Here is a 17,954-nt window from a genome sequence, read left to right on the forward strand (position 1 = left end):
CCGGCGCACAGCGCGGCGCGGGCGGGCCCGTGCGGCCCGGGGCCGAACGGCGCCCGGTCAGATCCGGATGGCAGTGAGGACGTGGTAGTCGAGGAGGCCGTCGCGCCAGGCGGGGAGGAAGTGGCGGGTCCAGTGGGCGGCGGGGACGGCGTCGGCGAGGTAGCGGTCGAGGCCGGGCCAGACGTCGGCGCCGATGGACTCGGTGGTGATGTCGGTGAAGCCGGTGCGGGTGAGGGCGGTGGTGAAGTCGTCGAGGGGGTGGGCGATGTCGAGGCCGTCGGCGAAGCTGGCGAGGAGGATCTTGAGGCGTTCGGCCGCGTCGGGGCCGGGGGCGGTGAAGAAGGTGGCGACGACGAGCCGGCCGCCGGGCCGCAGGACGCGGGCGGACTCGCGGGCGAAGCCGGTCAGTTCGCGGAAGTGCTGGGCGGCCTCGACGGAGAAGACGCCGTCCAGATAGCCGTCGGAGAAGGGGAGTTCGTCGGCCGAGCCGAGGGTGTACGCCAGCCGATCGGGGTACGTCGCCAGGGCTCTCGCGTTGACGGCGCGGGCCCGCTCGATCTGGTCGGGGTGGATGTCCACACCCGTCACGGCCGCGAACCGGAACTCCCGCAGGGCGAGGGCGGCACCCAGCCCGCGCCCGCAGCCCACCTCCGCCAGCCGCAGCCGCTCCCGCGGCTCCGGGTACTCCCGCAGCACCCGCCGGTACATCTGCTCCTGGCTGCGGACCCGGTCCTCGGGGGTCGGGTCGGCGAGGTCGATCCCTTGCCAGTAGCCGAAGTTGATGAATCCTCCGGCGAACGACGGAGCGGTGCTGAGGTCGTCGACGCCGTACGTCCGGCGTACGGTCGGGGGGATGCGGTTGTGGTCCATGGGCCGCTGGGTCTCCTGCTCGGTGGGCGCCCGGCCGTCGGGCGCGCCGAGGTACGTACCCAAACCTGTGGTGGTCCGAACACGGTACGTGATGGCGGAGCGTCCAGGGAGCGATGGGGGAGCGTGGTGGTGCTCCGAGCGGGCTCGGGGCACCACCACGCGAACGGGGAGAGGCTACCGGGTGAGGTCGGCCGGTGTATCGAGGCGGGGAAAAAGGCTTGTCGGACCCGCCGGGTGGTTCGCTACAGTCCGCGGGGACGTCCGACCACCGCCGGGACGTCCGACCACCGCGAGGAGGAACGACCACCGTGACCGTCCCCGACGACCGCCCCGCCCCGCCGCTGACCGGCGGCGAGCGCGAGATGCTGCGCGGCTTCCTCGACTTCCACCGGGCGACCCTCGCCCTGAAGTGCGAGGGCCTGACCGACGAGCAGCTGCGGCTGCGCTCCAGCCCGCCGTCCACGCTCAGCCTGCTCGGGCTGGTCCGGCACATGGCGGAGGTCGAGCGGGTCTGGTTCCGCCGGGTCGTCAACGCCGAGGAGCTGCCGCTGGTCTGGTCCGAGGACGGTGACTACCAGGCCGCCTACGACCCCGACGGCGCCACCGGAGCCGAGGCCTTCGCCGCCTGGCGGGCCGAGGTCGAGCACTCCCGCCGGATCGAGCTCGCCGCCGACTCCCTCGACGTCACCGGCTACCAGGCCCGGTGGGACGCCGAGGTGTCGCTGCGGTTGGTGATGCTCCACCTGATCCACGAGTACGCCCGGCACAACGGGCACGCGGACTTCCTGCGGGAGGCGATCGACGGCACGGTGGGGGCCTGAGGGCGGGACAGGGAGGCCTACCAGCCGAGCAGGTGGGTGCGGCGGGTGAGGGCGGCGAGGACGGAGCCGGTGGCGGCCTCGGGGCTGAGCGCCGTGGTGTCGAGGGTGTGGGCGGCGTGGCCGGTGTCCTCGGCTGCCGGGCCGGGGTGGAGGACGACGTAGTGGAGGGCGGCGCCGGTGGCGCGGCTCTCGCGGCGGAAGGTGTCCAGGGCGGCCGGGGCGGCCGGGGCCTCCACCACGACCTGGTAGCCGCGGGTGGCGTAGGCGAAGGCGGCCTGGGCGGCGGCGGCCAGGGCGGTGGCGTTCTGGCGCCCGGCCTCGGGCAGGTGGGGCGGGAGCTGGCCGCTCCGTATGACCCGCAGGAAGTCGTCCGTCCGCAGGTGGACGCTCGGGTTCAGTTCCCGGGCGAGCAGCTCCGCGACCGGGCTGTTCCCGGCCCCGGTCGGGTCGACGAGGACGAGGACGCCCCCGGCGCCCCCGCCGCCCCCGAGCTCCGGCCCACCTACGGTCGTACGGTTCACAGCTGCTGATCCCTTCGCGGGCCGGGGACGGTCGGGTAGCCGGGGCGGGGCGGTCGGAGTGCGAAGGGGCTGGTCGGCCCATATCCGGACATCCGACCGCCTCGTCCCTACGACTGATGCGTTTCGGGGATCAACCTAGTCCAAACGGGTGGTCCGAGTCGTCCCCAGCCCGCTTCCTGGGCGGGTCGGAGTGGTCGGTCGGCGGGGTCCGCGGGAGTGGTCAGCCCGCTTCGGTGCGCAGCACGATGGGGTTGGTGAGCGCCGCCATCGGGCCCCAGGGCAGGTCCGGGCCCATCGAGTTGCCCCTGCCGGGGGTGCCGTCCGCCTTCGGGTGGCGCACCTCGGCGCGGACGTAGGCGGCGAGCGAGGGGGTGGTGCGCCAGATCACGGTGCCGGAGCCGTCGGCGGGCAGCGACTCCTGGTGCATCTGGCCCTCGTCGGTGAGCAGGCGGACCGTCCCGCCGGGCACGCCGGAGACGGTGAGCCGGACGTCCAGCGGGGCGTCGGCCGGGACGGTCAGCTCCTCGCCGATGCCGGCCCGGCGGCCGTGCCCGGTGACGGTGAGGTCCAGCGTGACGGCGGAGGACTCGGCCAGCCAGCTGCGCCCGGCGCGCAGCCCGTCGAGGACCGCGTCCCGGGTGAGGTCCTCGGCCAGCACGACGTTGTGCGGGGAGCCGATGGCCTGCGGCTCGCTGTGCGCGTCGCTGTTGCCCAGGGCGGGCAGCCAGGAGCGGCCCTCGCGCAGGGCGACGGCGAGCCGGCCGTCCCAGGTGTCCACCGCCGACTCGTCGTCGTACGTCCAGGGGCCGTTCCACACCTCGACGCCGTCGGCCTGCTCGTAGCCGAACTTCCACTGGCAGGCGACGTACGGGCAGTACGGGTGCGCGGGCACCACCAGGCCGCCGGACCGGTGGACCTGGCGGACGAAGCGCGGGAACTCCTCGTCGCGCGAGCGGTAGCGCCAGTCGACGAACTGGCCGGGCTCCAGGCCGAGGGCCAGCCAGTGGCCGTTGCGGGTGGTGATCTCCTCGCCCGGCAGGATCAGCAGGTCGGGGCCGGCCAGCGGGCCCCAGACGGCGTGCGAGGAGCTGGTGTTGTGGTCGGTGGAGACGATGAAGTCCAGTCCGGCCGCGCGGGCCCCGGCGGCCACCTCCTCGGGCTTGCGCCGCCCGTCGGAGTGGACGGTGTGCAGGTGGCAGTCGCCCCGGTACCAGGCCCGGCCGCGGCCGCGGGCCCGCTCCGCCGGGTAGTGCGGGGTGAACCGCGGCCCGGGGGCGCCGAAGCGCAGGGTGACCTCGACGTGGTAGTCCAGGCCCTGCGGGGCGACCTGGTAGGGGCCGAGGACCACGTGCCAGGTGCCGGGGTTGACCGGGCCGGGGAGGTAGCCGGGGGTCGCGGCGCCGCGGGAGAGGCTGAACTCGGTGCGGAAGCCGCCGGACCAGCCGCGGAAGCCGGGGCCGCCGAGGTCGGTGCCGCGCTCGTCGAAGATGCCGATGTCGCAGGAGTTGCCGGGGGTGCCGGCCGGGACGGGCGGCTTGTCGTAGCGGTAGGAGACGGCGATCTCGCGCACGCCCTCGGGCACCTCGACCGGGAGGTGGACGAAGTCGGGGGAGCCGGTGGGCAGGTGGCCGGTGAGGGTGAGGGTGCGGTCGGGGGGTGTGGCGCCGGCGGCGGGGCCGTCGGCGGGGGCGGCGTCCGCCCGGCCGGTGGCGGCGGCGAGGCCGAGCGCGGTGGCGGCGCCGGTGGCGAGGCCGGTGCGGAGCAGGTCGCGGCGGGCGGGCTGCGGAGTCGGCAGGTCGGCTGACTGGTCGACTGGTTGGTCGGCTGGTCGGTTCGGGCGCGGGGTGCTGGGCTCGGTCGGCATCGAGGTCTCCGGATCGGGGCGGGCGGGTCGGGACGGGCGGGTCGCTCGCGTGCTTACCCGGGCGGGTGAACCGGGGGTGAGTCGTGGCCCACGGCGGTGGGGCGGGCCGGTGAAGAGGCGCCGGGTGGGGGCGGGGGCGAGTTGCGGGGAGTGACGAATGGTCGGTTGATAGTCATGTCATCGGTTTAATCGGTTCCTGCGAGACATGGCTCGTGCGAGACAAGGCGCGGATGGGAGACGGGCGTGTCGGTGAGTCGGCGGGCGCTGCTCATGGGGGTGGCCGGAGGAGCGCTGGCGGGGTGCCGGAGCAGGACGGCGGGCACCGGTCCGGCCTCGGCGTCGGCCTCGGCGCCACCGTCCGCCGAACCGTCCGCCGCGCCGTCCGCCGCGCCGTCCGCGACGCCGTCGGGCGGGCCCACCGAGGCCGTCGCGCCGACACCCGCGCCGACGCCGACGCCCTCGCCGGACCCCGCGAAGCAGCCCCCGCGCACGGCGACCCGGGCCGAGGCGGTCGAGCGGTACGGCGCGCTGGCCCCGGGCGAGTGGGGGCTGGACGTGTCCGGGGTGATCACCGAGCTGCCGGAGGGCGAGAGCGCCATGGCGCTCACCTTCGACGCCTGCGGCGGCCCCGGCGGCAGCGGCTACGACGCCGACCTGATCGACGCCCTGCGGGCGCACGGGGTGCCGGCCACGCTCTTCCTGAACGCCCGCTGGATCGACGCCAACCCGGACGAGTTCGAGCTGCTGGCCGCCGACCCGCTGTTCGAGATCGGCAACCACGGCACCGTCCACCGTCCGCTCTCGGTGACCGGCCGTTCCGCCTACGGCATCGCCGGCACGCGCGGCGTCGGCGAGGTGTACGACGAGGTGGCGGGCAACGCCGAGAAGCTCGCCGGGCTGCTCGGGCACCCGCCCCGGTTCTTCCGCTCCGGCACCGCGCACTACGACGACGTCGCCGCCCGGGTGGTCGCCGATCTGGGCCAGCGGGTGGCCGGATTCACCGTCAACGGGGACGACGGGGCGACGCTCCGGTCCGCCGAGGTGCGGCGGGAGGTCGCCGCCGCCCCGCCGGGCGCGATCGTGATCGGGCACATGAACCGCCCGGGCGGCGGCACCGCCCCCGGGGTGGCGGCGGCGGTGCCGGGGCTGCTGGCGGCGGGGCGGCGCTTCGTCCGGCTCTCGGACGTGCTGTAGCCGGATGTCCGGAGGTGGGGCCCCGGGGCGGTCGGGCCAGGTGAAGCGCGGTCAGGCCAGGCGCAGGCCGCCCGGGTGCTCCTCCTCGATGATCCGGACCAGCCAGTCGAAGACCGTCGGCCCCCTGCCCGCCCGGGCGGCGTCCAGCTCGGCGGTGATCCGCGCGCGGTTGGTCGGGTGGGCGCGCGCCAGCCGCAGCTCCAGCTGCCGGACCGTCTCCGGGTAGCCGAGGTTGCGGCGGGAGACCTCGTGGTGGCGCCACTCGATGACCCAGTCGCCGTCCTCGGGCGTGCCGTAGCCGCCGCGCAGGCAGTCGGCGAAGGCGTCGAGGTTGCGGCCGAAGTAGCCGTCCACGCCGATGGTCCGCCCGACCACGTCCCAGAAGTCCTCCAGGGTCTTGATCCCGTCGCCGTCGATCACATAGGTCACCGTCACGGGGTCGAGGATATGCCGCCCCGATCGAGGGCCGGTCGGTGACGGACCTGGGGGCCGGTCGCCGGTCAGGGGGCGACGGCGATCGCGGTGGCGAGCAGCCCGTCCCGGACCACCCAGCGGCCCTCGAAGCCGTCGATCCGGCGGCCGTTGACCACCGGGCCCGGGACGAGCAGCCGGGCGGTGAAGGTGCCGTCGGGGGAGAGGTCCAGCTCGGCCTCGTCGAAGTCCAGGAAGACCTGCGTCAGCGGGAACCAGGCCTTGTACACCGACTCCTTGGCGCTGAACAGGATGCGGTCCCACGGGACGTCCGGGTGCTCGGCGGCCAGCTTGGCGAGCCGCTGCTGCTCGACCGGCAGCGCGACGGCCTCCTGGACGCCCTCCGGCAGCGGCAGCGCGGGCTCGGCGTCGATGCCGACGGAGGCGAGGGTGCCGGCCCGGGCCACGGCCGCCGCGCGGAAGCCGTCGCAGTGGGTGAGGCTGCCGACCACGCCGTCCGGCCAGCTCGGTGCGCCGCGCAGGCCCGGGACGAGCGGGCGGTACGGGACGCCGAGCCGGGCGAGGGCGGCCCGGGCGCAGTGCCGGACGGTGGTGAACTCGCGGCGCCGCTTGTCGACGGCGCGGGCGACGGCGGGCTCCTCCTCGGGCTCCAGCCGGGCCTCCGGCGGGTCCTCGTAGGCCACCTCGGTCACCACGACGTCCGGCAGCAGGTCCCCGATCATCCGTTCCCCCCTCGGTCGGCCGCGCGGCCGGGCTGCCGCGCGGGACGAGGGTAACCCGGGCGGGGGGATCTTGGCGGGTGATCGGGGATCATGGCCGACCGGCCCGGCCCGATCGGCACGGACCGGCCGGTCCGGGGCCGGCTACTCGAAGGCGGCCGCCGCCTCGCGCAGCGCCCGGGCCACCGTCTCCGGGTCGTACGGCGCGGGCTCGCCGGGCCGGTAGGTGACGGAGTGCAGGGCGCCGGTGTAGCGGAAGGAGCGGTGCCGCTCGTGCAGCGGCCAGGAGACCGGGGACTTACGGTCGATGCCGACGCTGATGCCCTGGAACGGGGCCATGCCGATCAGCTGGTGGACCGGGCCGAGCAGGGCGGCCGCAGCGCTGTCCCCGGTGTCGCCCACCGGCAGGCCGTCCACGAGCAGCCGGAACTCCCACCTGAGGTCGGTGACCGCGGTGGCCTCCAGGGTGATCAGCCGGGCGCCGGCCGGCAGCGGGCCCCCGTCGGCCTCCAGCAGGTCGCCGTACTGGTTGTAGGCGAGGCGCAGCCGGCCGTCCTCGACGTACAGGCTGTAGCCGCCGCCCTGGTCGCCGTGCGAGACCAGGACGCCCTGGTCGCCCGGACGGTAGCCGTCGAGCGCGACCTCGACCGTGAAGGAGCGGAAGGCGATCAGCCGGGAGGAGCGGTAGCGTTCCAGTTCGGGGGTGCCGGCCAGCAGGGTGACCGGGCGGCGCAGCCGCTCGGCCTCGGGGCCGCGCAGCGCGAGGGCGCCGCTGCCGTCGGCGAGCGGGAAGACCCCGTCGCGCCAGGCGGCGGCCTCCCAGGCGGCGGACAACTCCTCGACCAGGCCGGGGTGTTCGGCGGCGAGGTCGTGGATCTCGGTGGGGTCGGTGCGCAGGTCGTACAGCGCCCACTCGCCGTCGTCGTACGGGGTGCCCGGGCGGTGCAGGGTGACCAGCTTCCAGCCGTCGCGGTAGTAGCTGCGGTTGCCGGTCATCTCGCAGTACTGCTCGTGGTGGGTGCTGGGCGCGGCGCCGTCGCGCAGCACGGAGGCGAAGCCGGTGCCGTCGAGCTCCTGGACCGGATGGCCCCGGCGCTCCGACGGCCGTTCCACGCCCGCGAGTTCGAGCAGGGTGGGCAGGATGTCGGTGACGTACTGGTACTGGGTGCGGACGCCGGTGTCGCCCTCGGCGCGGGGCAGGCCGGCCGGCCAGGAGAGCACGAAGGGGACGCGTACGCCGCCCGCGTAGGTCTGGCCCTTGTAGAGGCGGAAGGGCGTGTTGGAGGCCATGCCCCAGCCGCGCGGGTAGTGCACCAGGCTCTGCGGGCCGCCGATCAGGTCGATCTCGCGTCGGACGTCCGGGTTCCAGTCCGCCGGCAGGTTCGGGTGGTGGACGAAGCGGCTGAAGTAGCTGCGGGTGCCCTCGGCGCCGCCCTCGCCGGTGCCGCCGTTGTCGCTGGTGAACACGATGATGGTGTTGTCGAGTTCGCCGAGGGCGGCCAGGGTGTCGGTGAGCCGGCCGAGGTTCTGGTCGACGTTGTCGACCATCGCCGCGTACACCTCCATGTAGCGGGCGTACAACTTCTGCTGGACGTCGGTGAGTTCGTCCCAGGGGCCGACCTCGTACCCGGCCTCGGAGTTGCGCTCGGGCAGCTCGGTGCCGGGCGGGAAGTGGCCGGCGGCCAGTTGGCGGGCGAAGCGGGTGCGGCGCAGCTCGTCCCAGCCGCCGTCGTAGCGGCCGCGGTGGCGGGCGAGGTCCTCGGGCTTGGCCTGGAGCGGTCCGTGCACGGCGTTGTGGGCGAGGTAGAGGAAGAAGGGCTTGTCCGCGTCGTGGGCGCGCAGCGAGGTGACCATCTTGACGGCCTGGTCGGTGATGTCGTCGGTGTAGTAGTAGCCGTCGGGGAACTCGTCGATGTCCAACGGGCTGTTGTCGCGGACGAGTTGGTGCGGGTGGAAGAGGCTGGTCAGGCCCTCCAGGACGCCGTAGTACTGGTCGAAGCCCTTCTGGAGCGGCCAGTTGGCGCGGTCGTCGGCGGCGTTGGAGGCGGAGTCCCGGGTGAGGTGCCACTTGCCGACCGCGTAGGTGGCGTAGCCGGCGTCGTGCAGCAGTTCGGCCAGGGTGGGGATGTCCCCGGCGACCTCCATGCCGTAGCCGGGGAAGCCCGGGTCGGCGTTGGCGACGAAGGAGTAGCCGACCCGGTGCGGGTTGAGGCCGGTGAGCAGGGCCGCCCGGGCGGGGGAGCAGAGCGGCATGGTGTGGTAGTTGGCGAGCCGGACGCCGGTGGCGGCGAGGCGGTCCAGGGTGGGGGTGGGGATCTCGGCGCCGAACGGGCCGATGTCGCTGTAGCCCATGTCGTCGATCAGCACGACGACGATGTTGGGCGCGCCCTCGCGCGGGCGGACCCGCCGCGGCCAGGCGGGGACGGACTCGGCGAAGGTGCGGCCGACGGTGCCGGGGAATCCGGCGTACGGATCGCGGCGGTGCGGGTCGGGCTGCGGGTCGGGCTGAGGATTCGGCTGCGGGTTCGGCTCGGCTGCGGTGCTCACGCGGTGCTCCGGGGGGTGGCTCGGACGGGCGGGGTACGGGGGCGGCTCAGCGGGCGGTTGCCGGGGCGGGCTCCAGGCCCGGAACGGCGGCCAACAGCTCGGCGGTGTACGGGTGTTCCGGTGCGGTGACGACCCGGTCGGCCGGGCCGGTCTCGACGATCCGGCCGCGGTGCATCACCGCGATCCGATGGCTGACCCGGCGGACCACCGCCAGGTCGTGGGCGATGAACAGGACGGCCAGGCCGAGTTCGCGCTGGAGCCGGGCGAGCAGCTCGATCACCTGGGCCTGGACCGAGACGTCCAGCGCGGAGACCGGCTCGTCGCAGACCAGCACGCTCGGCTCGGGCGCCAGGGCCCGGGCGATGCCGATGCGTTGGCGCTGGCCGCCGGAGAAGGCGCGCGGGTGGCGGTCGGCCACGGCCGGGTCCAGCCCGACCTGCTCCAGCAGTTCGGCGACCCGGGCGGCGCGCTGCTCCCGGTCGCCGAGGCGGTGGGCGATCAGCGGCTCGGCGATGATCTGCCCGGCGGTCATCCGGGGGTTGAGCGAGGAGTACGGGTCCTGGAAGACGAGTTGGACCTCGCGGCGCGGCCCGCCGCGCCGTGCCCCGCGGCCCGGTTCCTCGCCGGGGAAGCGGATGCTGCCGCCGGACGGCGGGTGCGCCTGGACCAGGGCGCGGGCCAGGGTGGACTTGCCGGAGCCGGACTCCCCGACCAGGCCGAGCGTCTCGCCGGGGTGCAGGTCGAGGTCGACGCCGTGCAGCGCGGTGACGGCGCGCCGCCGGGAGCCGTACGTCTTGGTCAGGCCGCGGACGGTGAGCAGCGGCCGGGTGCCCGGGGTGCTGTTGGCGGCCGCCCGGGAGGGCTCCTCCAGGCGCGGTACGGCGGCCAGCAGCTCGCGGGTGTAGGGGTGTTCGGGCCGGGCGAGGACCTCGGCGGTGGTGCCGTGCTCGACCACCCGGCCGTGCCGCATGACCAGCAGCCGGCGGCAGGTCCGGGCGATCACCCCGAGGTCGTGGCTGATCACCACCAGGGCGGTGCCGGTCTCCCGGTTGATCCGGGCCAGCAGCCGCAGGATCTGCTGCTGGACGGTGGGGTCGAGGGCGGTGGTCGGTTCGTCGGCGACCAGCACCTCGGCGTCGTGGGCGAGTGCGAGGGCGATCATGACGCGCTGGCGCTGGCCGCCGGAGAACCGGTGCGGGTGGTCGCGCAGCCGTCCGGCGGCGTCGGGGATGCCGACCAGGTCGAGCAACTCGGCGGCGCGGGCCTGCCGTTCGGCCTTCCGGAGGGTGCCGCCGTGGGCGCGCAGCGCCTCGTCCAGCTGGCGGCCGACGGTGAGCACGGGGTTGAGCGAGGACATCGGGTCCTGGAAGACCATGGCGATCCGTCGCCCGCGCAGGGCGCGCAGCGCGGTCTCGGGGAGGGCGGCGAGGTCCTGCCCGGCGAGTTCGACCGAGCCGGCGGTGATCCGGCCGCCGGGCGGCAGCATCCGCAGCAGCGCCAGCGCGGTGGTGGACTTGCCGGAGCCGGACTCGCCGACGATGCCCAGGGTGTCGCCGGCTTCGAGGTCGAAGGAGACGCCGTCGACGGCGGCGGCGCCCTGCGAACCGGACGCGGTGCCGGGGGAGCCGGGCGCGGTGCCCGGGGAGTCGGGCGCGGCGCCTGGGGAGTCGGCATCGCCGAACCGTACGGTGAGGTCGGTGACGCGGAGCACGGTGGTCATCGGCGGATCCCCCGGTTCAGGGCCTCGGCGATCAGCGTGAAGCCGAGCACCAGCGCGGTGGTGGCGGCCAGCGGGGCGGCCGCGAAGGTCGGGTGGGTGGCCAGGTAGGCGACGGACTGGCTGAGGATGCTGCCCAGGGTGGGCTCCGGCGGGCGGACCCCGAGGCCGAGGAAGCTCATCGCGCCCTCGATGAACACGCCGAGCGAGAGCGCCACGGCGGTCTGCACGATCAGCGGGTCGACGGCGTTGGGCAGCACGTGCCGCAGCAGCACCCGGGCCCGGGAGGCGCCGCCGACCCTGGCCGCAAGGGCGTACTCGCGTTCCCGCTGGACCAGGATGCCGGCCCGCAACTGCCGTCCGTAGCCGGGGATCTCGGCCAGCGCGATGACGATCACCACCGGCCAGCGGCCCGGGCCGAGGACGGCGGTGACGGCCAGTGCGAGGATCAGTCCGGGGAAGGCGAGCAGCAGGTCGAAGGCGCGCTGGACGGCGAGGTCGGCCCACCGGGAGGCGGCCGCGAGCAGGGCGGCGGAGCAGCCGAGCAGGGCGCCGACCGGGACGGCGGTGACGATCAGCGCGAGGTCGGTGCCGATGCCGTGCAGCACCCGGCTGTACAGGTCGCGGCCGAGGTCGTCGGTGCCGAAGGGGTGCGCGGCGCTGGGGCCGGCCAGGGCGAGCGCGCTCTGGGTGTTCGGGTCGGTGCCGGTGAGCAGCGGTGCGAACAGCCCGGCCAGGGCGACGGCGCCGACCAGGACGAGGCCGGTCAGGCCGCGCGGGCTGAGCAGGGCGGAGCGGTAACGGCCGCGCGGCGCGGCGGACTTGAGGGGAAGGGCGGCGGTGGTCATCGGGTCACTCCCAGCGGATCCGGGGGTCGAGCCAGGTGTAGGCCAGGTCGGTGAGCAGTTGGACGGCCACGTAGACCGCGACCACGAGCAGCAGCAGGTCCTGCACCAGCGGGTAGTCGCGGCGCAGCACGCCCTGCTCGATCAGCTGGCCGAGGCCCGGCCAGGCGAAGATCCGCTCCACCAGGACGGCCCCGGCGACGAGGTGGCCGATCTGGAGGCCGAGGACGGTGACGGCGGAGGGCAGCGCGTTGGGCAGGGCGTGCCGCCAGACGATCCGCCGCCGGGTGACGCCGAGCGCGGTCGCGGTGCGGACGTAGTCCTCGGCGAGGGCGCGTTCGATGCCGTCCTTGAGGTAGCGGGCCAGTACGGCGGCGCTGGGCAGGGCCAGGCAGAGCGCGGGCATCGCCAGGTACTGGACGGCCAGGTCGGGTTCGGCGAGCAGGGATTCGTGCCCGCCGGCCGGGAGCAGTTCGAAGGAGACGGCGAAGACCAGGACCAGCAGGACGCCGGTGACGAACGGCGGGACCGCCAGCACGCCGGTGGTGACCGCCTGGACGGCGGCGGCGACCGGGCCGCGCCTGGTGGTGGCGCCGACCACGGCCAGCGGCAGCGCGATCAGCACCACCAGCAGCAGTGCGCCGAGGGTGAGTTGGACGGTGGCGCCGAGGCCGTTGCCGATCAGGTCGGAGACCTGGCCGCCGATCGCGTAGCTCGGCCCGAGGTCGCCGCTCAGCAGGTGGCCGAGCCAGCTCGCGTACTGGCCGAACAGCGGCTGGTCGAGCCCCAGTCGGGCGCGGATGGCGGCGACGGTGGCGGGGGCGGCGTCCGGTCCGGCGAGTGTGGTGGCCGGGTCGCCGGGGATCAGCCGGAGGATGAGGAAGACCAGGAAGGAGGCGAGGGCGAGGACGAGCAGTCCGCTGGGGAGGCGTTTCAGGAGGAAGGTGCGCATGGGTTGGGGGGCCGTCCTGCTCAGGCCGTGAGGTAGGCGTCGTCGAGGTTGAGGTAGCCGAACTTGTTGAGCGTGACGCCCCGGGCCCGGCGGCCCGCGACCTCGACCAGTCCGGCGATGGCGAGGTCGATCACGAACTCCTCGTCCAGCAGCACGTCGGTGATCTGCTGGTGGAGCGCCCTGGCCTCGGGGCTGTCGCTGTCGCTGCGGTTCCAGGCCCGCTGCACCACGTCGGTGTAGGCGGGGGAGGCGAAACGGGAGCTGTTCCTGGCCTCGTTGAAGGGGTAGGCGCTCACCGCGAGGGTCGCCGGCTGGAGTTGGGCGAAGCCGTGGCTGAGCGTCCACAGGGCGGGCATGGACTGGGAGATCAGCTGCTTCTGCATGGTCGGCGAGTCGGCGGGCTGGAGCACCGTCTCGATGCCGACCTGCCGGAGGTCGTACTGGAGGATCTGTGCGACGGCGGTCGGCCCGGCCTCGTTGGAGTGGGCGAAGGGCAGGGTGATGTGCTCGGCGCCCGCCTCCCGGAGCAGTGCCCGGGCCCGCTCCGGGTCGTGCCGGTAGTGGGTGGCGCCGGCCTCGGTGTAGGCCGGGGAGGACTTGGGCCAGGGCACCGAGGAGACGGTGCCGTAGCCGCCGAGGGCCTGCCGGACGAGCCGGTCGCGGTCGACGGCCCAGGCGATGGCCTGGCGGACGCGTTTGTCGCGGACGTGCTCGGCGGTGACGTCCACGCCGATGTAGTAGGCGCCGGAGCCGGTGTCGTACTGCCTGATCCGGAACCGCGGGTCGTCGACCAGGGTCGCGGCGTCCTTGCCGCGGACGTTGTAGGACAGGTGGGTCTGGCCGGTCCTGAGCGAGGACAGCAGCGACTCCGCCTGCGGGATGATCCGGATCTCCACGCCGTCGAGGTGGGGGCGGCCGGGGTTCCAGTAGTGCTCGTTGCGGGCGAAGGAGAGCGAGGAGCCGGGCTTGCGCCCGGTGAGGGCGAACGGGCCGGTGCCGATCAGCCGGGTGCCGGTGACGGCGTCCTCGATGCTCTCCCGGTCCGGGACGATCATGAATTCGAAGAGGTCGAAGAGGTTGCTCACCGGGTGGGCGAGCACCAGGGTCAGCTCGAAGTCGCCGTTCTTGCGGAAGTCGGTGACGGCGGCGGCGGTGGACCTCAACTGGGCGGACCGGGCCGGGTTCTGGAGATTTCTGACGGCGAAGACGACGTCGTCGGCGGTGAACCGGCGGCCGCTGTGGAACAGCACGTCCTCGCGCAGCTTGAGGGTGACGCCCAGGCCGTCCGGTGAGACCTCCCAGGCGGTGGCGAGCTCGGGCTGCGGCCGGAGCCGGTCGTCGTACCGGGTGAGGGTGTTGAAGGCGAGGCGCTGGACGAGGGTGTTGGCGCTCACGGCGAAGAGCAGGCTCGGGGTGATGTCGATGCCGGTCGCGACGGTCAGCACGCCGCCCCGGCGCGGGGAGTCGGCGTCCACGGCATCGGCCGCGCTCCGGGCGTGCTCGACGGCCGAGCGGCAGCCCGCGAGCGTCAGCAGTCCGGCGCCGGCGAGGCCCGCGCGCAGCAGGGCCCGGCGGCTCGGGGCGGGGGGACGGGGGAGCGCGGTCATGGCGGTCCTTCGGGGCGGCGGGCGATCGGGGTGGTTGCGGGTGAACGGGGGCGGTTACGGGCGGCGGGCGGCGCGGGGGGCGGTGAGCGCGTGGACCGGCCGGGCGTACAGCTCGCCGAGCACCGGCGCTCCGGCGGCCACGGCGAGCACGTCCCGGCCGCGCTGCTGGGCGATCAGCAGGCCGGCGTCCCGGTGCAGGTGCGAGCGGAGCGCGAACTCGGCCCGGACGACGTCGAGCTGGGCCGGGTCGAGGAGGGCGAAGGTCTCGGTCAGTACCACCAGGTCCGGGTTGACCACGTCGGCGAGCAGGGCGAGCGCGCGGCCGACGAGCCGGGACCGGTTGCGGACCAGCCGGTCGGCCGTGGGGTCGCCGCGCCGGACGGCGGCGATCAGCTGGGCCCGGTCCGGGCCGGCAGTGACCCCCTCGGCGGTGGCCGCCGCGAACAGCGCGGTGTCCGAGGCGGCCACCGAGAGACAGCCGAGCCGCCCGCAGTGGCAGCGCTCCCGGCTGTCCGCGTCCGGGTCGGTGACCGTCCCGGAGACCGGGAGGTGGCCGAGGTCGCCGGTGGCCGAGGGCGGGCCCAGGTGGACGGTGCCCGCGACCGCCAGCGCCGCGTCCACCACGTGGCCGACGAACAGCTGCACCATGCTGCGGCGGGCCGCCGGGTGGCCGAAGAGGATCTCCGCCAGGGTGAGCGCCCGGGCGTGGTTGTCCACCTGGACGGGCAGTCCGGTGGCGTCCGCCAGCAGCTCGCGCAGCGGCAGGTCCCGCCACCGCAACGGATCGTGACGGACGATCACCCCGGACCCCGGATCGACCGAGCCGCCGGTGACGGCGCCGAGACCGACCACCGTACGGTCCCCGCGCAGGGTGTCGATCAGCCGGGGCAGCCGGGCCAGCAGCGGCCGCAGCAGGTCAGGGCCGGTCCGGCCGCGGTGCGGGACCTCCTTGCGCCGCAGCACCCGGCCGCGCAGGTCGAGCAGCGCGACGGTGGTGAACGGCAGGCCGATGTGCAGCCCGGCCACGGCGAGGCGGTCCGGGTCGAGGTCGAGCGGCAGCTGCGGGCGGCCCAGGGTGCCGGCCCCGGCGGCCGCCAACTCGGGCCGCTCGTGCAGGAGTCCGAGCCGGACCAGGTCCACCGCCTGTCGGGAGACGGCCGAGGCGCTGAGCCCGGTGAGCGCGGCGACCCGGCTGCGGGCGATCGGCCCGTGGTCGAGCACCGTGCGCAGGACGGCGGAGGCGTTGGCGTCCCGGCGGTCGTCGCCGGCGCGGGGGGCGGTGGACGTGGTCATGGGCGCGGATCCGCTGCCGTAGTCCTTCGCGGCCCCGGTCAGTTGGCCGCTTCGAGCTCCTCGGCGGGCACCAGGCCCGGCACGCGCGGCGGGTCGGCGGGCTCCAGCAGCCGGCTCGGGGTGCCGTCCACGCCGACCGGCAGGTCGCCGTCCAGGGTGATCCGGCGCACCAGGCGCGGCTCGTCGCCGTAGTCGGCGACGGCGTAGTGCTGGGTGGCGCGGTTGTCCCAGATCGCCACGTCGCCGACCTGCCAGTCCCAGCGGACGGTGTTCTCCAGTCGCTCCACGTAGCGCTGGAAGAGGTCGATCAGCGCCTTGCTGTCGTCGCCCGAGACGCCCTGGACGCGCTGGGCGAAGGCGCCCAGCAGCAGGGTCCGCTCACCGGTCACCGGGTGGACCCGGACCACCGGGTGCTCGGTCTTGAAGGCGGTGGAGACGAACACGTCCCGGAACAGCCTGGCGACCTCGGCGTTGTCCGCCAGCTCGGGGCGCAGGGCGAGCCGGGCGGCGTAGTCGTAGTCGTTGGTGTGGACGGCGCGCAGGCTCTCGGCGAGCGCCTTCAGCGGGGCGGGCAGGTCCCGGTAGGCGGCCGCGGTGTTGGCCCAGACGGTGCTGCCGCCGGCCGGCGGGACCTCCAGGGAGCGCAGGATCGAGGCCTTGGGGTAGGACGGGACGAAGGTGACGTCGGTGTGCCAGTTGTTGGCGCGCACGCCCTTGGTGGCGTCCAGCTCGAAGATGTAGCGGCCGTCCGCGCTGGGCACGGTGGGGTGGCCGACCGGCTGCCCGAGCAGCCGGGCGAAGGCCTCCTGCCCGGCGTCGTCCAGGTGCTGCTGGCCGCGGAAGAAGAGCACCTTGTGCTCGTACAGGGCGGCCTCCAGGGCGGCGACGGTCCCGGCGGGGAGGTCGCCGCCGAGGCGTATGTCGTGCACGAGCGCGCCGATCCGGCCGGCGACGGGGGTGAGGCGGAGTGGGGTCGCGGCGGTGGCGTCGGCGGTGGTCGATTCGGCGGGGGTGGCGGGGGAGGCGGGGGCGGTGGTCATGGCGGGGCCCTTTCGGGATGGGTGTGGTGACGGCGAGTACGGCTACGCCGTGTGACGGACGGCGGGCGAGCGGAGCGGCGTCAGACGACGCTGGGCGCACGGCTCCGCACGGCGGGCGGACGGCGTACGGGCGTGACGGTCCGGTTCGGCGGACGGTCAGCGGGCGAGGGCGCCGCGACAACAGCGGCGCGGGCAGCGGCGGGGGACGGGGCGGACGACGGTGGCCATCGGCCCTCCTTCCTGGTCGCTGCGGATGGGCTCGGGCCTCATCGTGCTGAACCGCCCGGGCCCCTGTCAATCGTCATCTTGGCTGGTGGGAGCGGGTGTTGCCGCTTCGTTGCGGCGGCTTGCGGCCGCTTGCCGGGTGTTGCGGCGGATGACGGGGGGATGGCGGGAGCGCTGCGGGCGGGCGTTCGGGCTTGTGGCCCGGGGGCGGGGTTACTAATTTTCGGAGCGGAAGTAATCCGGGCCGGCGCGGGCGATTCCCGCCTCGGGGCCGACGCCTGCCCGGATGTCGGTGCGGCTGTGACGTTCGGTGACGGCGGTGTGGTCGTTACTGCCCGAGCAGCCGGGCGAAGTCCAGTCCGAGACTGGCGAGGACGGGCAGCGCGCCGAGGTCGGTCACGCCGGCGACCGGGATGCTGTAGCCCTGGTTCACCTCGCGCGGCGCGGCGCCGGCGGTGACGGGGGCGGTGGTCGGGAGCAGGACGCTGCCGAGGAGCAGGGCGACGAGCGTGGTGCGCATCTGAGGGGGCCTCCGGGGGCTCGGGTGACGGTCTGTCAACACCCTCCGTGGCAGGGCGGTCACGCATCTTCGCCCCTTCGGCCGCATTGGTAAAGATGCTTGCCTTGTGTTCATGCCAACAGCGTGGAGGTCTGGACCACCTTGCGGTCGGGCGCATACGTTTCCTCCACAGAGGCGTTCGGTCGGTGAATTTCCGTGCGAATGTGCCGACTTCTGCCTGTCATGCTCATGACCTTCATCGCAACCGGAGGGAACGAACCATGCGCGCCATCGGCAAGAACCTCAGGATCCTCGCGGGCGCCCCGCTCGCCGCAGCCGCCCTGATCGCCCTCACGGCCGGCTCCGCCAGCGCGGCGATACCGATCAACAAGCCCATGACCGGCAAGGCGACCTACTACACCGACGCCGGCTACGGCGCCTGCGGCACCCAGATCAACGCCTCCACCCAGATGCTGGTCGCCGTCTCGCACACCTGGTGGACCACCGCCAACCCGAACAACGACCCGGTCTGCAAGGGCATTTCGGTCAAGGTGACCTACCAGGGCAAGACCGTCACCGTCCCGGTGAAGGACCAGTGTCCCTCCTGCGACTCCACCCACATCGACCTCAGCCAGCCCGCCTTCGCCAAGCTGGCCCCGCTGGACAAGGGCGTCATCACCGGCCTGAGCTGGCAGTTCGTCAAGACCGGGCTCAAGGGCGAGACCGTCGAGCTGTCCGCCCCGATCACCGGCTCCACCATCGGCTGAGCCGGCCTCCCCGACGGCCGTGCCCGCCCCCGCGGCATGAC

The 17,954-nt window shown here is 74.5% G+C and carries 16 protein-coding genes; 3 read left to right on the forward strand and 13 right to left on the reverse strand.

Going from position 1 to position 17,954, the window contains the following annotated elements; genetic code table 11:
* Positions 1-57: 57 nt before the first annotated feature.
* Entirely contained in the window at positions 58-933 is an 876-nt protein-coding gene (locus tag ACFU6K_RS08485) for a class I SAM-dependent methyltransferase (protein ID WP_380661701.1), read from the reverse strand.
* Between the two features lie 299 nt (positions 934-1,232).
* Between ACFU6K_RS08485 and ACFU6K_RS08490 the strand changes: the two genes are divergently transcribed.
* Positions 1,233-1,691, forward strand: a complete 459-nt coding sequence (locus ACFU6K_RS08490; RefSeq protein ID WP_380661717.1) for a DinB family protein — start codon at positions 1,233-1,235, stop codon at positions 1,689-1,691.
* Between the two features lie 17 nt (positions 1,692-1,708).
* Here ACFU6K_RS08490 and ACFU6K_RS08495 read toward each other — a convergent pair whose 3' ends face one another.
* Together ACFU6K_RS08495 and ACFU6K_RS08500 are read right to left on the reverse strand one after the other, a co-directional pair.
* A complete protein-coding gene (locus ACFU6K_RS08495; protein ID WP_380661702.1) occupies positions 1,709-2,212 on the reverse strand; it encodes an ATP-binding protein in 504 nt (167 codons plus the stop codon).
* A 220-nt stretch (positions 2,213-2,432) separates the two neighbouring features.
* On the reverse strand, positions 2,433-4,076 hold the full coding sequence (locus ACFU6K_RS08500; protein ID WP_380661704.1) for a CehA/McbA family metallohydrolase: 1,644 nt from the start codon (positions 4,074-4,076) through the stop codon (positions 2,433-2,435).
* A 243-nt stretch (positions 4,077-4,319) separates the two neighbouring features.
* Here ACFU6K_RS08500 and ACFU6K_RS08505 point away from each other — a divergent pair, with 243 nt between their 5' ends.
* A complete protein-coding gene (locus tag ACFU6K_RS08505; protein WP_380661705.1) occupies positions 4,320-5,270 on the forward strand; it encodes a polysaccharide deacetylase family protein in 951 nt (316 codons plus the stop codon).
* Positions 5,271-5,321: 51 nt separating this feature from the next.
* On the opposite strand, the gene ACFU6K_RS08510 is transcribed toward ACFU6K_RS08505, so the two are convergent.
* The 10 genes from ACFU6K_RS08510 to ACFU6K_RS08555 form a co-directional block, all read right to left on the reverse strand.
* Entirely contained in the window at positions 5,322-5,705 is a 384-nt protein-coding gene (locus tag ACFU6K_RS08510; RefSeq protein ID WP_380661706.1) for a barstar family protein, read from the reverse strand.
* 65 nt (positions 5,706-5,770) lie between these two features.
* Positions 5,771-6,424 (reverse strand): 4'-phosphopantetheinyl transferase, encoded by a 654-nt coding sequence (locus ACFU6K_RS08515; RefSeq protein WP_380661707.1) that lies wholly within the window; start codon positions 6,422-6,424, stop codon positions 5,771-5,773.
* A 141-nt stretch (positions 6,425-6,565) separates the two neighbouring features.
* Positions 6,566-8,968 (reverse strand): arylsulfatase, encoded by a 2,403-nt coding sequence (locus tag ACFU6K_RS08520; protein WP_380661708.1) that lies wholly within the window; start codon positions 8,966-8,968, stop codon positions 6,566-6,568.
* A gap of 46 nt (positions 8,969-9,014) precedes the next feature.
* Positions 9,015-10,688, reverse strand: a complete 1,674-nt coding sequence (locus ACFU6K_RS08525) for an ABC transporter ATP-binding protein (protein WP_380661709.1) — start codon at positions 10,686-10,688, stop codon at positions 9,015-9,017.
* A complete protein-coding gene (locus ACFU6K_RS08530) occupies positions 10,685-11,533 on the reverse strand; it encodes an ABC transporter permease (RefSeq protein ID WP_380661710.1) in 849 nt (282 codons plus the stop codon). The genes ACFU6K_RS08525 and ACFU6K_RS08530 overlap by 4 nt, the downstream gene beginning before the upstream one ends.
* A gap of 4 nt (positions 11,534-11,537) precedes the next feature.
* Positions 11,538-12,482: an ABC transporter permease gene (locus ACFU6K_RS08535; RefSeq protein WP_380661711.1), complete on the reverse strand. Its 945-nt coding sequence runs from the start codon at positions 12,480-12,482 to the stop codon at positions 11,538-11,540.
* Positions 12,483-12,502: 20 nt separating this feature from the next.
* Positions 12,503-14,089, reverse strand: coding sequence for an ABC transporter substrate-binding protein (locus tag ACFU6K_RS08540; protein WP_380661712.1), 1,587 nt, complete (start codon positions 14,087-14,089; stop codon positions 12,503-12,505).
* 54 nt (positions 14,090-14,143) lie between these two features.
* Positions 14,144-15,382 carry an ROK family protein gene (locus ACFU6K_RS08545; protein ID WP_380661713.1) on the reverse strand — a complete coding sequence of 413 codons (1,239 nt, stop codon included), beginning with the start codon at positions 15,380-15,382 and terminating at the stop codon, positions 14,144-14,146.
* 38 nt (positions 15,383-15,420) lie between these two features.
* Positions 15,421-16,422, reverse strand: coding sequence for a TauD/TfdA dioxygenase family protein (locus ACFU6K_RS08550; protein ID WP_380661714.1), 1,002 nt, complete (start codon positions 16,420-16,422; stop codon positions 15,421-15,423).
* A 553-nt stretch (positions 16,423-16,975) separates the two neighbouring features.
* On the reverse strand, positions 16,976-17,167 hold the full coding sequence (locus tag ACFU6K_RS08555) for a hypothetical protein (protein WP_380661715.1): 192 nt from the start codon (positions 17,165-17,167) through the stop codon (positions 16,976-16,978).
* A gap of 260 nt (positions 17,168-17,427) precedes the next feature.
* Between ACFU6K_RS08555 and ACFU6K_RS08560 the strand changes: the two genes are divergently transcribed.
* A complete protein-coding gene (locus tag ACFU6K_RS08560; RefSeq protein ID WP_380661716.1) occupies positions 17,428-17,913 on the forward strand; it encodes a cysteine/serine endopeptidase inhibitor in 486 nt (161 codons plus the stop codon).
* Positions 17,914-17,954 lie beyond the last annotated feature (41 nt).

This window comes from Kitasatospora sp. NPDC057512, assembly GCF_042802135.1.
GTDB lineage: Bacteria > Actinomycetota > Actinomycetes > Streptomycetales > Streptomycetaceae > Kitasatospora.

Coding starts and splice junctions, on each gene's coding strand:
- ACFU6K_RS08490 (WP_380661717.1), top strand. CDS start 1,233: ATGCTGCGCGGCTTCCTCGACTTCCACCGGGCGACCCTCGCCCTGAAG.
- ACFU6K_RS08500 (WP_380661704.1), bottom strand. CDS start 4,076: ATGCCGACCGAGCCCAGCACCCCGCGCCCGAACCGACCAGCCGACCAA.
- ACFU6K_RS08515 (WP_380661707.1), bottom strand. CDS start 6,424: ATGATCGGGGACCTGCTGCCGGACGTCGTGGTGACCGAGGTGGCCTAC.
- ACFU6K_RS08525 (WP_380661709.1), bottom strand. CDS start 10,688: ATGACCACCGTGCTCCGCGTCACCGACCTCACCGTACGGTTCGGCGAT.
- ACFU6K_RS08530 (WP_380661710.1), bottom strand. CDS start 11,533: ATGACCACCGCCGCCCTTCCCCTCAAGTCCGCCGCGCCGCGCGGCCGT.
- ACFU6K_RS08535 (WP_380661711.1), bottom strand. CDS start 12,482: ATGCGCACCTTCCTCCTGAAACGCCTCCCCAGCGGACTGCTCGTCCTC.
- ACFU6K_RS08540 (WP_380661712.1), bottom strand. CDS start 14,089: ATGACCGCGCTCCCCCGTCCCCCCGCCCCGAGCCGCCGGGCCCTGCTG.
- ACFU6K_RS08545 (WP_380661713.1), bottom strand. CDS start 15,382: ATGACCACGTCCACCGCCCCCCGCGCCGGCGACGACCGCCGGGACGCC.
- ACFU6K_RS08550 (WP_380661714.1), bottom strand. CDS start 16,422: ATGACCACCGCCCCCGCCTCCCCCGCCACCCCCGCCGAATCGACCACC.
- ACFU6K_RS08555 (WP_380661715.1), bottom strand. CDS start 17,167: ATGCGCACCACGCTCGTCGCCCTGCTCCTCGGCAGCGTCCTGCTCCCG.
- ACFU6K_RS08560 (WP_380661716.1), top strand. CDS start 17,428: ATGCGCGCCATCGGCAAGAACCTCAGGATCCTCGCGGGCGCCCCGCTC.